Genomic DNA, 15,312 nt, shown 5'->3' with positions numbered 1-15,312 from the left:
AGCGCTGATGGCAGTGGTAGCTACCGTTGTTCCATGAGCCAGATTTGAGATGGCTCTTAAGCCTTTCAGCGAGAGGAAATCCAGCGTGGCAACGGTGATTGACGGAAAACAGGTTGCGGCATCGGTGATTGAGGCCGTCAAGATCAGTTCCGAGACATTTGAAAGAGACAGCGGCCAGAAGGTCGGTCTTGCCGTGATCATCGTCGGCGATGATCCGGCCAGTCACGCCTATGTCGGTTCCAAGGGCCGGATGGCCAAGCAATGCGGTTTTAATTCAGTTCAGCATACCTTGCCGGAAGAGACCAGCCAGCAGCAATTGCTGGATCTGGTGGCGAGCCTCAATGCCGATCCCGCCATTCATGGCATCCTAGTCCAATTGCCGCTGCCCAAGCATTTCGACAGCGAGGCGGTCATCCAGTCCATCCTGCCGGAAAAGGACGTGGATGGTCTGCATGTGGTCAATACCGGCAAGCTCGCGACTGGCGATCTCGAAACCGGGCTGATTTCCTGCACACCGGCAGGTGCCATGCTGCTGGTGCGCCAGATCCATGGGGCTGATCTTTCCGGCCTGAACGCGCTGGTGATTGGCCGTTCCAATCTGTTCGGCAAGCCGATGGGACAATTGTTACTCAACGCCAATGCCACCGTGACCATGGCCCATTCCCGCAGCCGCGATTTGGCGTCCCTGGCCCGCCAGGTCGATATTCTGGTGGCAGCGGTCGGTCGGGCTGAAATGGTCAAGGCCGAGTGGGTGAAAGAGGGGGCGACGGTGATCGACGTCGGCATCAACCGCGTCGCAGCCCCTGAAAAAGGCGAGGGCAAGACCAAGCTGGTCGGAGATGTCGCCTTTACAGATTGCGCGCAAAAGGCGGGTGCCATCACCCCCGTTCCGGGCGGGGTCGGACCAATGACCATCGCCATGCTGATGGCCAATACGGCGATCGCGGCCTATCGCAGCGCAGGCAAGCAGCCGCCGAAATTCTGAGTCATTTTCCAGGCGCTGGCCCGGTCGAGGCCCGGATCACCAGTTCGGCCTGCCAAATTTCCTGGAGGGGCGGCCCGTTCGGGGGCTGGGCAATGTCGGCGATCAGCCGTTGCGCAACCCGCCTTCCAGCGTCCCTCAGCGACGAGCGTGTCGTGGTGAGCGGCACCCGGAAATGCTCCGGCTTTAGCAGCGGCAGGTCGTCGTCATGGGCGACCAGCGAAATATCCTGACCCACCGTCAGCCCGGCATCGTTGATGGCTCGCACAGCCCCCAGCGCCAGCACTGTACTGGCGCAGAGGACTGCGGTCGGACGCTCTGGCTGATGGAGTAGGGCGCTCATCTTCCGGTAGCCCCATTCGTCGGTCATCAATGTATGGCTGATTGCCTCCGGCGGCAGGACAAGGCCTGCGGCTGCAAGCGCCTTTTGCGTGCCTTGCAATCGGCGCAGGGCGAAATCGAGGTCTGCCGGGCCGTTCAAAAGCGCAAATCGGCGGTGGCCAAGCCCGATCATCAGATCCGTCGCCTGCCGGAAAGCGCCTTCATTGTCGATATCAAGATAGGGATAGTCCTCGGCAATGCCCTGAGAGCGGCCATGCACGATGAAGGGCACCGAAAGCGATTTCGCCATGGCAATGCGCGGATCATTGGCCCTGAGATAGGCGAGGTAAAAGGCATCGACCGCGCCGCTGCCGACCAGGCCGCGAATGGCCTGCTCTTCCGCCTGGGGATGGGCCGGAATGATCACGAAGTGAAATTCATGCTGAAGACAGGTCTCAGCAAGCCCGCTCTGGAATTCCGCGAAATGGATGTCAGAGCTGCGATCCGGCGAAATCGGCATGACCAGTCCGAGCGAACCGGCCTTGCCGGTTGCCAGCCGCAGGGCTGCGCGGTTTGGCCGGTAGCCGGTCTCTGCCGCGGCCTTGGCAACCCGCTGGCGGGTCTCTTCGTTGACCTCCGGATAGCCGTTCAATGCCCGGCTGATCGTCGTCTGCGACAGGCCGAGCATTTGCGACAATTGCTTCAAATTCACGAGGCTTCTCTCTCCCTATGCCTGGGTCTCCCGCGCCCAAAGCGCTTGCAAATTATCAGCAGGGGCGGGCGGTGCAAATCGAAAATCTATTTTTAAAGCTGATCCCTTTCCCAAACAGGTCGCTGCTCCATTTTTAACGGGACAGAATGGATCGGTCTTTTTTGAAAAGGCTTGACTCTGTCGCGAGCAATAGAGATGTTTGCCCACCAAAGCGCTTTGGACGCTGGATAAAGGTGATGGCAGGATCGCCCCAGCGCGGGAAACAGGCATTGGATAAAGGGAGGAATTTTGTGAAAAAACATCTGCTTATGGGAGTGGCCGCTCTGTGCTTGATCGCAGGCGTGGCAAATAGCGCCGAATTGAAGTTCAAGCCCGGCGAAGATTCCAAGTTCAACTGGAAGAGCTATGAGGAGTTTTCCAAGTCTCATCAATTGAAGGGCCAGACGATTACGATTTTCGGGCCTTGGCGTGGTGAAGACCAGACGCTGTTTGAAAGCGTGCTCGACTATTTCCGCCAGGCGACCGGCGCCGACGTTAAATATTCCTCCTCGGAAAACTACGAGCAGCAGATCGTTATCGACACCCAGGCCGGCAGCCCTCCCAATGTCGCCATTCTCGCCCAGCCCGGTCTGGTCGCCGATCTCGCCTCCAAGGGTGCGTTGACGCCGTTGGGTGAGGAGAATGGGCCGTGGCTGAAGGACAATTTCTCCGCCGGTCAGTCCTGGGTCGATCTTTCCACCTTCAAGGGCAAGGACGGCAAACCGCAGATCTATGGCTTCCCCTACAAGATCGATATCAAGTCGCTGATCTGGTATGTGCCTGAGAATTTCGAGGATGCGGGCTATGACGTGCCCAAGTCGATGGAAGAGTTGAAGGCGCTGACCGAAAAGATCGCTGCCGATGGCGGCACGCCCTGGTGCATCGGGCTTGGCTCTGGCGGTGCGACAGGTTGGCCCGCGACCGATTGGGTCGAGGATATGATGCTGCGGCTCTATCCAGCCGATGTCTACGACAAGTGGGTGAAGAACGAGATCAAGTTCGACGATCCGCAAGTGGTCAAGGCCATTGAGGACTATGGCTGGTTCTCGCGCAATCCGAAATTCGTCGATGGCGGCGCCGCGGGCGTGGCCTCCACCGATTTCCGCGACAGCCCGAAGGGCCTGTTTACCTCCCCGCCGAAATGCTACCTGCATCATCAGGCATCCTTTATTCCGTCCTTCTTCCCGCAGGGCACGGTTGTTGGCCAGGATGTCGATTTCTTCCCGACCCCGAATTACGCCAGCAAGCCTGAACTCGGAAATCCGGTCGAAGGGGCAGGTACCCTGGCGATGATCACCAAGGATTCGCCCGGTGCACGCGCCTTCATTGACTTCATCAAGACCCCGATCGCCCATGAGGTCTGGATGGCGCAATCCGGCTTCCTGACCGCCTTTAAGGCGGCCAACCAGGACACCTATGCCAACGACCCCTTGAAGAAACAGGGCAAGATCCTGCTCGACGCCACCACGTTCCGGTTTGACGGTTCCGACCTGATGCCGGGCAAGATCGGTGCAGGCGCCTTCTGGACCGCCATGGTCGATTATGCCGGCGGCAAATCCGCCGACGAAGTCGCCAAGGGCATCCAGAAATCCTGGGACGGACTGAAATAACACCGCAATAGCGCCAGGTATCGCAGCCTGAAACTGCTGCGATACCTGGCGTCCATATCGATCAGACGGGTTGGGAGGCCGGGTCCGTGGAACAGCTTTTATACGCATTGATCACCATCGTTATCGGCGTGGGTGCGGCGCTGGCCTATTTTTTCGGGTCAAACTTCATTCTCGACCGGCTGTTTCCCTCCAATACCCCGGATCTCTCCCGCGCCTCGCGCAATCTGCGGATCGCAGGCCAGATCAGGCCTTGGCTGTTTTTAGGTCCGGCGCTGCTGTCTCTTGGTATTTACCTGGTCTATCCGCTGTTTTCGTCGATTGCCTATTCGGTCTATGACCGGTCGGGAACCCAGTTTGTCGGTCTCGATAACTATCGCTGGATGATTTTCGACCGTGAATTCCGGGAATCGATCTTCAACAACATCCTCTGGCTGATCGTGGTGCCGACCGGCGCCACCCTGTTTGGCCTGGTGATCGCCGCGCTCACCGACCGGATTTGGTGGGGCAATATCGCCAAGTCACTTATTTTCATGCCGATGGCGATTTCCTTTGTTGGCGCCTCGGTCATCTGGAAATTCGTCTACGATTATCGCGACGCCAATGCCGAGCAGATTGGCCTTCTCAATGCCATCGTCGTCTGGTTCGGCGGGTCGCCGCAGGTGTGGATTTCCCTGCCGTTCTGGAACAATTTCTTTCTGATGGTCATCCTGATCTGGATTCAGACTGGCTTTGCCATGGTGCTGCTGTCGGCGGCGTTGCGCGGCATTCCCGAGGAAACCATTGAGGCTGCGGTCATCGATGGGGCCAATCCCTGGCAGATTTTCATGAAGATCAAGGTGCCGCAGATCTGGGGCACGATTGCCGTGGTCTGGACGACGATCACCATCCTGGTGCTGAAGGTCTTCGATATCGTGCTGGCGATGACCAATGGCCAATGGCAGACCCAGGTTCTCGCCAACCTGATGTTTGACTGGATGTTCCGGGGCGGCGGCGATTTCGGGCGAGGGGCCGCAATCGCGGTGGTCATCATGCTGATGGTCGTGCCAATCATGATCTGGAATATCCGCAATGCTCGCCGGGAAATGGGAGGCCATTGAGATGCGCACACGGGCTCTCTCGCCGCTGAATATTGCGGTTCATACGACGGTGCTGCTGCTGGTTCTGGTCTGGACCATCCCGACCATCGGTCTGTTGGTGACATCGCTGCGCGACAAGAACCAGATCGTCGCCTCCGGCTGGTGGACGGCGCTGACCAGTTCCAGCCAGAAAGGTATTTTTCGCGCCCCCGGCGCTGAAGCGCAACGTCAGGAAGGCGCAGCTTACGTGATTTCAGGCAATGTGCTGGAGGGCGGGTCCGGCACGGTCAGTGCCTTCGGCACATCCAGTCTGAAGCCGGATGAGTTCAAGGCAGGAGACACGGCCCAGCTCAAGGACGGCCAGACACTATCAGTTGCCGAGGACGGCACCTTCAAGCTGACCTCGAATGCTTCCTTCGAGGGATCGCGCGGCCAGCGGATTTTCTTCACCTCCCAGCAACCGCCGCGTTTCAGCCTCGATAATTACCGAACGGTGTTGAATGCCGAGGGCATCGGCAAATCCTTCATCAATTCGCTGACGGTTGCCATTCCTTCCACCATCATTCCCATCCTGGTCGCTGCCTTTGCCGCTTATGCGCTGGCCTGGATGCCATTTCCGGGGCGATCACTGCTTCAGGCTGCCATTATCGGTTTATTGGTCGTCCCTTTGCAAATGTCGCTGATTCCACTCCTGCGGATTTATAATGATGTCGGGGCTTTCTTTGGCGTACCATCAAAAACCTATCTAGGCATCTGGTTGGCGCATATGGGGTTCGGCCTGCCGTGTGCCATCTATCTGCTGCGCAATTATATTGCTGGCCTGCCGCGTGAGATAATCGAATCGGCGCGGGTCGACGGTGCCAGCGATTTTGAGATCTTTATCAAGATCGTGCTGCCACTGTCCTATCCGGCGCTGGCCTCCTTCGCGATCTTCCAGTTTCTATGGACCTGGAACGACCTGCTGGTCGCCATGGTGTTTCTGGGCACCGGCAATGAGGAACTGGTGCTGACAGGCCGCCTCGTCAACCTGCTCGGCTCGCGCGGCGCCAATTGGGAAATTCTCACGGCATCCGCCTTCATCACCATTATCGTGCCGCTTTTGGTGTTTTTCGTGCTGCAACGCTATCTGGTGCGTGGCTTGCTGGCCGGCTCCGTCAAGGGTGGCTGATCGCGTTTTCGACGGCTTGTTTTTCCTCCTCCCTCCCATCCAACAGGCCAAAATTCCCAAAAGGACAGATATTCATGACTGCTGCTTCCGATAGTGTCGCAATGCCGGACAAGGACTGGTGGCGCGGCGCGGTCATCTATCAGATTTATCCCCGCTCGTTCCAGGATTCCAACGGCGATGGCATTGGCGACCTGAAAGGCATCACCGCCCGCCTGCCGCATGTGGCAGGACTCGGTGCCGATGCGATCTGGATTTCGCCGTTCTTCACCTCGCCGATGAAGGACTTTGGCTATGACGTATCCAATTACGTCGATGTCGATCCAATGTTCGGCACGCTCAACGATTTCGACGCACTGATTGCCGAAGCCCATCGCCTCGGCATCAAGGTGATGATCGATCTGGTGATCTCCCACACGTCAGACCAGCATGCATGGTTCGTCGAAAGCCGCTCCAGCCGCATCAATGCCAGGTCCGACTGGTATGTCTGGTCCGATCCGAAGCCGGATGGCACGCCGCCGAACAATTGGCTGTCGATTTTCGGCGGGTCCGCCTGGCAATGGGACCCGAGCCGGATGCAGTATTACCTGCACAACTTCCTGACCTCGCAGCCTGATCTCAACATGCATAATCCGCATGTGCAGGAGGCGGTGCTGGATGCGGTACGGTTCTGGCTGAAGCGTGGCGTTGACGGGTTCCGTTTGGACACCATCAATTTCTACTTTCACGACCTTGCCTTGCGCGACAATCCGGCCTTGGACCCCGAACGGCGCAATGCGGCGACGGCACCGGCGGTCAATCCCTATAATTTCCAGGAGCATATCTACGACAAGAACCAGGCGGAAAACCTGGAATTCCTCAAGCGATTCCGCTCCGTGCTGGATGAGTTTCCAGCGATTGCCGCCGTTGGCGAAGTCGGAGACAGCCAATATGGGCTGGAAATCGCCGGGCAATACACGTCCGGCGGCGACAAGATGCAGATGTGCTATGCCTTCGAATTCCTTGCGCCCGATCCGGTCACACCGGCGCTGGTCGCCAATACCCAGAAGGCCTTCCAGGAAGCCGCCCCTGAGGGCTGGGCTTGCTGGGCCTTTTCCAACCATGATGTTGTGCGCCATGTCAGCCGCTGGGGCGCCAACGTCGCCGATCGTGCTGCTTTCGCCAAGCAGATGGCCGCACTGCTGATGACCCAGCGTGGCTCGGTCTGTATCTATCAGGGCGAGGAATTGGGGCTGACCGAAGCCGATATCGCCTTCGAAGACCTTCAGGACCCCTATGGCATCGAATTCTGGCCGGAATTCAAGGGCCGCGATGGTTGCCGCACGCCGATGGTCTGGGATACGCTGGCCAAGCAGTCCGGTTTCAGCGCCGCCGACAAAACCTGGTTGCCGATCCCGGTCGAGCACAGCCTCAACGCTGTCCATGTCCAGGAAGGGCATGACGATAGCGTGCTGGAACACTATCGGCGTTTCCTGCATTTCCGCCGAACACAGCCAGCGCTGATCAAGGGCGAGATCGCCTTCCATACGGTGACGGAGACTGACCTCGTCTATTCCCGCAGCCTGGATGGAGAGACAGTATTGTGTGGCTTCAACATGTCTGCCGAACCGGCAGAACTGTCCTTGCCGGATGGAAATTGGCAGGCTCTGGATGGCCATGGTTTTGCCGGGAGTGTCGCAGGTGGCAAGATCAGCCTTCCAGCCTGGGGCGCCTGGTTCGGTCGCGGTTAAACGCTGAAACTAACAAACGGTCATCTGTCCGGCTCATGGCGAGCTGGACAGATCCAAAAACGAGGAGGGGGAAGACAATGGCAAGCTTGGTCCTGAAAGACATTCGCAAGGCCTATGGACAGGTCAAGGTGCTGCACGGCATCGACCTAGATATCGCCAAGGGCGAGTTCGTGGTGTTTGTCGGTCCGTCCGGCTGCGGTAAATCCACACTTTTGCGGATGATTGCCGGGCTGGAGGACATTACCAGCGGCGAGATGCGCATTGACGACCAGATCGTCAATGACGTACCGCCCTCCAAGCGCGGCATTGCCATGGTCTTCCAGTCCTATGCGCTCTACCCGCATATGACCGTCTATGACAACATGGCTTTCGGCATGCGGATCGCCGGTGAAAGCAAACAGGAGATCGAACGGCGGGTGCGCGCCGCCGCCGCCATTTTGCAATTAGAACCCTATCTCGACCGCCTGCCCAAGGCCTTGTCGGGCGGCCAGCGCCAGCGTGTGGCCATCGGACGGGCGATCTGCCGTGATCCGAAGGTCTTTCTGTTCGACGAACCGCTCTCCAATCTCGATGCAGCCCTTCGCGTCGCCACCCGGATTGAAATCGCCCGTCTGCACGAACAGATGTCCGATACCACGATGATCTATGTCACCCATGATCAGGTCGAGGCGATGACGCTGGCCGACCGGATTGTCGTGTTGTCGGCGGGCCGGATCGAACAGGTCGGCGCGCCGCTGGAGCTTTACGAGCGCCCCGCCAATCTGTTCGTTGCGCAGTTTATCGGTTCGCCCGCCATGAACATCCTGCCGGCCACCATCGTCGAGGCCGGGTCTGAAACGCGCATCGCGCTCAAGGATCGCTCAACCCTGTCGGTGCCGATTGCTGTGCCTACAGAAGATGCAGGCAAGGCGGCCAGTTTCGGGGTAAGGCCGGAGGATTTGACCATTGCTGCCGAAGGCCCAGCGCTGTTTGAAGGCACCGTTTCCCTGGTCGAGGCCCTGGGCGAGGTGACAATGCTCTATGTTGACGGTCCGGTTGAAGGGCAGCCGGTGGTGGTGAAACTGCCGGGCATTGCCAAGGTTGCCAGGGGCGACCGGCTGCGCTTTGCCGCAGAGGGTGAAAAGCTACATCTTTTTGATGCGCAGGGGCAAAGCTACAAGCGTTGATCGGGTTTGATTTCCCATGCATTAACTATGGTAAAAAAGGCAGGCTCGCCGAGGGGGCGGGCAGGCCGGTTTATCCATTTTCTGTTAAGTTCGTTCGCCTAGCCTGTGTCCAGTGAGGGCGTGAATGGGGTAAGCGTTATGAATACGGCAGCTGGTCAATCAAATTACCTGCGCAGGGAAGAGTCCTTCATGTATGACCGGGAAGGCCGGTTTCGCATGGAAGACACTATGAATTCCGGGCGCCTGGAATATACCGAAAAAGGCATGAGCCATATGGCGTCGCGCCGATGCGACATCATCCGTATTTCTCAGAGTGGCGCCGTCATTTCCCTGCTGACGCAATTCAACCTTCCCAAGCAATTCTATCTGGACATTCCCGATGCCCGCATCAACAAGGTGGGCGGGTTGTTGATGAAGACCTTCTCCAACAATACTGCCGAGATTCGTTTCTTGCGGTTGTTAACCCAGAAGGAACTGGATCGGATCTTCGTGTTCAGCACCCATCCGGCCCATCGCGACCGGGTTCTGGATGTCCGCACCTGGTAATGACAGCAGGCGAGGCAATTTTGGCCAGCCAGCGCTTTGTACGGTAGCGTACCAAACATTAAATATCAGACGCATTGGCGGGGAGCATCAAGCTCCCCGTTTTGCTGTTCGCCGGGGAGCTGCTTTGGGCCGTTGGAGGGTGTATCCCTTCCTTTTCTTGTCTTTCAAGTATTTGATAATATTGAAGATCAGGCGCAGGTCCATGTCGATGTGTTGGGCGTCCTGACGTTTTGGTCCTACGCCTTATGCGGTAGTTTCGGGCAGTTCCGTCTGAAAGGCTTGCGCCTGCGCGCAGTGCTAAAAATGCCGTAAATCCGTGGCGTTTCCTCTCTTCGCGTGAATATGAGACATTGCGATGATAAAAACCGGGTTTTGTAAACCCTTTGGTTACCAAGTTTCTTCATCCTTTAAAGACAGTCGGCGCTTGTTGCCGATGGACTGGGTCTTCTGGACCGGATCTTCAGGGCAATTGTCTCAGGCGCGGCATGCATTTGGGACAGTTGCACTCTCTTGAAGGCGGGGATGCGTTGATATCCTCCAGCCTTGGTAAAAAGTTGCGGCGTTGAGCCGCCAGCCGCTGACCGGCTGTTTGGGTACGAGTTGTGAGTATGGCGTTCGCGGTCGATTTCTTTCCCAGCACTGGCAGAACCGTTACTGGTAGGTCCGGGCGCGCAAAATCCGTCCTGGTTCCCAGGCTGATGTCCGGCGCGGCGCTCGTCGGCGGTAGCCTTGCCGCCGGTCTTTGGGTCGCCGTGACATTCAGCACTTTGCACGGTGTCGGGTTTTCACAAGCCTCTGTCTCCTCTCCCTTTTCGAGGGATATGGCGGCGGAATTCCGCAACAGCCTGGTTTTGCCAAAGCCGCCGGTCGCGGCTGCAAGGCGGGACGAGGTCCGATCTGCCCAGGTGGTGAAGGAAAAGATGGCGCAGGTCCGCCAGGAGATCGCAGCCCTTTCCACTCCGGTTTCCAGGCCGCTTGACCTCGCCGGACGCGCTATCCTCGAACAGGCGCTGGCAGTCTCCATTGCCGAACGGGCATTGGCGCAGCGCTGGAGCAACGATACCGGCAGCCAGGTCGCCGAGGCCGTGGCGGCAAAGCCGCAGCCAGTTCAAGCAACTGCGATGCCGCCACAGCAGGTTGCTGAGGCGATCCTGAAGACGGCGCCGCCACTTGGCCAGATAAATCAACCCTTGTCCGCGCAATTGCAGCCGGTCGCTACCGCCCTGGTCGCAGACCGCGGTCGTGATCCCGTCGCTCCGCTACAAGCTGGCCCCGTGACGATTGCTTCGGCTGAACCGCCAGCCGCCGCCAAGCCAATGCAGGTGGCCATGCTGCCGGATGTGGTGCCAGCGCCGATCAACCGGCCCAAGAGCGATCCTTTCCGCGAAGTCCTGGTTGCACCCAAGCCTGAGACAGAAGCCGACACAGACACCTCTGCCCGGCCGCAACCGAAGACCATTCCGCTGAAATCCGCGCCGGAAAAAACCGCGCCGAAGACAGTGATGGCCTATGCCCGCTCACAGGAGGTGATGGACGATGATGAAAGCCCGTCGATCTTCCGCAAGCGCGCCTCATTGCCCGGTCGCGGCAGCGGTGTTGCCGTCTATGATATTTCCAGCGCCACGGTCTATATGCCGAATGGCGAAAAGCTGGTAGCGCATTCCGGCCGCGGCGAAAATCGCGACAATCCGCGCTCCGTTCACATCAAGAACCGTGGTGCGACCCCGCCGAATATCTATCGGCTGACCCTGCGCGAAAGCTTGTTCCATGGTGTCGAGGCCTTACGCATGACGCCGGTTGGCGGCAACAACATGTATGGCCGCGATGGCTTCCTCACCCATACATTCCTGCTGCGGGTGCGCGGCGATTCCAGTGGCTGCGTGGTGTTCCAGGAATATCCGCGCTTCCTGGCCGCCTACAAGCGCGGCGATATCAAGACGCTGATCGTTGTGCCGACCGTGGCTGAACTGCCGAAATACATGGCAAAGCTGTAACACGAAGAAATCTCGATATGATCACGCCGCGCTGGCAACAGCGCGGCGTTTTCATGTTTAAACCAGATGCTGGAAAGCCAGGATGGCGCAGGTGACTGTGATGGCGCCGCCGATGCGGGTGGCAATTTGCGAAAATGGCATCAGGCTCATCCGGTTGGCGGCGGTCAGAATGGCGATATCGCCGGTACCGCCCTGGCCGCTATGACAGCCGACCACAACGGCGACGTCGATGGGAAACATCTTGACCAGACGGGCGGACAGAAATCCGGTGCCGATCAATGTCAGCACGGTGCTGACCACCGTGACCACCGTTTGCAGGGTAAAGGCGCTGATAAAGGATTGCCATGGCGTGTAGGAAATGCCCATGGCAAACAGCAGGGGCCAGGTCACGATGCGCGAGAAAAACGCGTAAACTTCCCGTCCGCCGTCTTCCAGGCTTGGCGAGACCAATTGACCCAGTTTGGCAATCACCACCAGAAACAGCATGGTGATTGGGGCTGGAAAATCCAGAAGCCGCTGGGCGAGAACACCCACCAGATAGAAGGTGACGATGGTGACGCCGGCTGTGGCAATCATCGCGCGGTCCACCGGCTGTTCACCCGGTTTTTTGCCGTTAATGTCGATATTCAGCAGGCCTGCCTGCAACCGGCCTTCGCCAGTGAGGTGAGGATAGCGTTTTCCAAGCACATTCAGAAGCCCACATATCACCACGGCTGTGAAGCTGCCGAGCATGACGACGGGAATAATCTGCGCGAAAATCTCGTTCTGCGGCTGAGACAGAACGCCGGAATAGCCCATGGATAGAGGGATTGCGCCTTCGCCCAGGCCTCCGGCCATGATGGGAAGCACGACGAAAAACAGGCTATGCTCGAAGGTCATTCCCATGACGACACCAACCAGGGTGCCAACCAGCATGGCGGTTATCGAGCTGATCGCCAAAGGCACGAAAATCTTGAAAAACCCGGCAATCAGCACGCTACGATCCATGCTGAGGATGCTGCCGACAATGATGGCGGCAATATACATATAGAGGAAATTGGAGCTCTTGACGAAACTGTCGATCGCCTCGGCAACCGGCGGCGGGATGAGGCCGTAAAACACCATGGCGGACGGTACGACGAAACACAGGATCGCCGCTCCCCCCATCATGCCGAGCCATGGCAGCCAGCGACCGAGCTGCATGAAGAAGAAACCACCAAAGGACAGAATGGCAATCGACATGGTCAGGTCTGAGGGGACTTTGCCGGTCGCGGTGAAAGCGGCAATCAGCACGAAGAGCAGAATATAGATTGGAACAGGAACGACGCCGATCTTCATATCGACGATCCGCCACCATCGTTCACGCCAGCCATTGGCCGAGCCTGGTTGAAGAGGCGTGTTATCTTGCAGTCGTTCGTTTTTTTGACCGGTCTGTGAAGACCCTGAATTATGATCGCTATCTGAAATTGATGACACTATGAACTCCTGTCTACTGCATAATTCCTTCAGTCGAAATCGATTTAAGGAGAAAATTATGCAGAAAATTTAATGTGTTACAGCATCGTGTGGTTGATAAAATGCACGACCCCGTAACGTCTGGGGTTCGTTTTATAGGAGCTGGCACAAAGGTAAATTAAAAAAAACCGGAGGTGTGAAGGGCGGTTATTCCATCGGAATAACCGGGGAGCGCTTGTCCCCCCGGCATATCCTTTGAAACATATCTCCTGATCAGGCGGCGCGACGCATGCCGTGGTCGGCCTTGTGGACCTTGAACTGCGAGATCAGATTGAGCAGGTTGACGGTTTCCTCGGCCAGTTTCGAGGTGCTGGCAGCAGCCTCCTCGACCATGGCAGCATTTTGCTGGGTCATCTGGTCCATCTGGTTGACGGCGGTGTTGACTTCGCTAAGGCCGGTCGATTGCTCGTTGGCCGCCGTCGCAATGGATGTGACCTGGCTGGAAATACCAATCACCTTTTGCTGGATTTCCTTCAGGGCTTCCCCGGTGCCGGTTACAAGTCTCACGCCCGTCTCCACTTCATTCGAGGACTTGGTGATCAGGGCCTTGATGTCCTTGGCAGCGGTTGCCGAGCGTTGGGCCAGTTCGCGCACTTCCTGGGCCACGACCGCAAATCCCTTGCCGGCCTCGCCAGCACGGGCAGCTTCTACCCCGGCATTGAGGGCCAGAAGGTTGGTCTGGAAAGCAATCTCGTCAATCACATTGATGATCTGGGTGATTTCGTTGGAGGCTTGCTCGATGCGGCTCATGGCGGCTGTCGCGTCCTGGACGACATTGGCGGATTGCTCGGCAAATTGACGGGCTTGCGAGACCATTTTGCTGGATTCCTGCGCCCTTTCGGTTGAGGTTTTGACCGCAACGGTGATTTCTTCCAGGGCCGACGAGGTTTCTTCGAGCGAGGCCGCCTGGGTTTCTGTCCGGCGAGACAGATCGTTGGAGGCCTGGCGGATTTCATCGGCGCCGCCATTGATCACATCTGCGGATTGGCGCACCTGCTCCATCAGCAGCCGCAGCTTGGTCATGGTGTCATTGACATTGGTTTGCAGCTCGGCAAACACACCTTGATACTTGCCGCTCATGGTTTCCGTCAGGTCGCCATTGGAAAGGGCGGACACAACGCGCCTGGTCTCAGCGATGCCCTTGTCCACGGAGTCGACCAGCGTGTTGACGTTATGGGCAAAGGCGTCCAGATCCGGGTTGTCGTAATGCTTGGTGATGCGGCTGGTGAAGTCACCGGCCACTGCCGCCGAAACGACCGTGGCGATATCGGATTGCAGATCGGCATTCTTCTGCTGCAAAGCGGCTTCCTGGGCCGCCAGCTGGCGAATTTTGAGGGCATTCTGCTTGAAGACATTGACGGCCTTGGCCATCTGCCCGACCTCGTTATTGTAGGTGAGGCCTGGAATATCCGTCTCCAGCTGGTTGTCGGCCAGCTTGCCCATGGCCGACGTGATAGCAAAGACCGGGCGGCTGATGCTGCGGGCGATTATGAAAGCCAGCACGGTGGCGACGACAAGGGCGAGGACTGCGACAATAATGGCGGTGGTGATCGAATTGCGCATTGTCTCATCGATGCGAGGGCCGAGCGTGTCCTGCTCTTTTTTCAGGACCAGCTTCAAATCCTCTGTTTCCTTGGCCAGTTTGGGGCCAACGGCATTCATGACATTGTTGACGAGAGAATCGCGCTTGACGATGATCGCCTGCGTCTTGCTGAGATCTCTGATATAGGCGTTGAGATCATCCAGAGTGGCGTTGAACCGTTGAGCGCGCTCGGGAATGACAATGGCGGCGCTAACCTCTGTGCTGCGAGCCAGCGCATCCTGTGCCGCCGCCATCGCGGCTTCGAAATCCTTGCTCTCGTTGTTCAGCAGATATTTGGTGGCCGACAAGCGCATCACGAAGGTGGAGATTTGGAACAGGGTGGCTTTGTACGCTGCGATATTATTGCCGCTGCTGTCGAAATCGGCGAGCAATTGTGAGGTGGATTTTTGAATTCCGGGTCCAAGCCGGTCGAGGCTTTCACTGACGAGTTTGTCGCGTTCCGTCTGTGCAGCAACGACGGCCTTGAAGCCATTTTCATAGTCTGCAATGGCTGTCGTGAACCCTGCGGATGCGGATTTTTCGGCATCGGTGCGGGCCATGGACGAAAGATTGGCAGCACTCTCCTTTGTCGTGGCTATTCGCTTTTCAAAACTGGCACGATTATCGGCAGAATGATTGTCTTGATACTTCAGGTAGGCCAGCCGGGCCTCCAGCATGTTTGCCTGCACGCGGCCCGCTTCGTTGGTTAGCCGGGCAATGGCGCGATAATCCGAGAAATCGGATTGATTGCCAGTGTTCGAGTACACCGACATCCCTGCAATTGTAATGAGTATGGCAATGATGATGCCAAAACCACCATAGATCTTGTGGTTAAGTTTCATATTGTCGAGCATGGCTCAGTGTCCTCGTTTTGTTTGAAAACTATTTCCTATTA

Annotated in this window: 11 protein-coding genes; 8 read left to right on the top strand and 3 right to left on the bottom strand. The window is 57.6% G+C overall.

Annotation, left to right across the window (positions count from 1 at the left end):
• Nucleotides 1-85 precede the first annotated feature (85 nt).
• The gene (gene folD, locus H1Y61_RS16420) at nt 86-985 is read left to right on the top strand and encodes a bifunctional methylenetetrahydrofolate dehydrogenase/methenyltetrahydrofolate cyclohydrolase FolD (RefSeq protein WP_174110035.1); all 900 of its coding nucleotides are present in this window, start codon (nt 86-88) and stop codon (nt 983-985) included.
• Nucleotide 986: 1 nt separating this feature from the next.
• Here the strand turns inward: folD and H1Y61_RS16415 are convergent, their stop codons facing one another.
• A complete protein-coding gene (locus H1Y61_RS16415; protein ID WP_180573232.1) occupies nt 987-2,015 on the bottom strand; it encodes a LacI family DNA-binding transcriptional regulator in 1,029 nt (342 codons plus the stop codon).
• A gap of 290 nt (nt 2,016-2,305) precedes the next feature.
• Here H1Y61_RS16415 and H1Y61_RS16410 point away from each other — a divergent pair, with 290 nt between their 5' ends.
• The 7 genes from H1Y61_RS16410 (at nt 2,306) to H1Y61_RS16380 (ending at nt 11,341) form a co-directional block, all read left to right on the top strand.
• Nucleotides 2,306-3,664 (top strand): ABC transporter substrate-binding protein, encoded by a 1,359-nt coding sequence (locus H1Y61_RS16410; RefSeq protein WP_180573231.1) that lies wholly within the window; start codon nt 2,306-2,308, stop codon nt 3,662-3,664.
• An 86-nt stretch (nt 3,665-3,750) separates the two neighbouring features.
• Nucleotides 3,751-4,761: a carbohydrate ABC transporter permease gene (locus H1Y61_RS16405; RefSeq protein ID WP_180573230.1), complete on the top strand. Its 1,011-nt coding sequence runs from the start codon at nt 3,751-3,753 to the stop codon at nt 4,759-4,761.
• Nucleotide 4,762: 1 nt separating this feature from the next.
• Entirely contained in the window at nt 4,763-5,908 is a 1,146-nt protein-coding gene (locus H1Y61_RS16400; protein ID WP_180573229.1) for a carbohydrate ABC transporter permease, read from the top strand.
• 74 nt (nt 5,909-5,982) lie between these two features.
• A complete protein-coding gene (bglA, locus tag H1Y61_RS16395; protein WP_174110041.1) occupies nt 5,983-7,635 on the top strand; it encodes a beta-galactosidase BglA in 1,653 nt (550 codons plus the stop codon).
• A 77-nt stretch (nt 7,636-7,712) separates the two neighbouring features.
• Nucleotides 7,713-8,801, top strand: coding sequence for an ABC transporter ATP-binding protein (locus tag H1Y61_RS16390; protein WP_180573228.1), 1,089 nt, complete (start codon nt 7,713-7,715; stop codon nt 8,799-8,801).
• 138 nt (nt 8,802-8,939) lie between these two features.
• Nucleotides 8,940-9,347 (top strand): hypothetical protein, encoded by a 408-nt coding sequence (locus H1Y61_RS16385; protein ID WP_156636861.1) that lies wholly within the window; start codon nt 8,940-8,942, stop codon nt 9,345-9,347.
• A gap of 608 nt (nt 9,348-9,955) precedes the next feature.
• Entirely contained in the window at nt 9,956-11,341 is a 1,386-nt protein-coding gene (locus H1Y61_RS16380; protein ID WP_180573227.1) for a DUF2778 domain-containing protein, read from the top strand.
• 57 nt (nt 11,342-11,398) lie between these two features.
• Here the strand turns inward: H1Y61_RS16380 and H1Y61_RS16375 are convergent, their stop codons facing one another.
• Nucleotides 11,399-12,796, bottom strand: coding sequence for a 2-hydroxycarboxylate transporter family protein (locus tag H1Y61_RS16375; protein WP_180573226.1), 1,398 nt, complete (start codon nt 12,794-12,796; stop codon nt 11,399-11,401).
• 252 nt (nt 12,797-13,048) lie between these two features.
• The gene (locus H1Y61_RS16370) at nt 13,049-15,271 is read right to left on the bottom strand and encodes a methyl-accepting chemotaxis protein (protein WP_180573225.1); all 2,223 of its coding nucleotides are present in this window, start codon (nt 15,269-15,271) and stop codon (nt 13,049-13,051) included.
• Nucleotides 15,272-15,312 lie beyond the last annotated feature (41 nt).

It is taken from the genome of Agrobacterium vitis, from assembly GCF_013426735.1.
GTDB classification, from domain to species: Bacteria; Pseudomonadota; Alphaproteobacteria; order Rhizobiales; family Rhizobiaceae; genus Allorhizobium; species Allorhizobium vitis_D.
The sequence above is the reverse complement of the archived record's forward strand: the minus strand, read 5'-3'. Positions and strand labels throughout refer to the sequence as shown.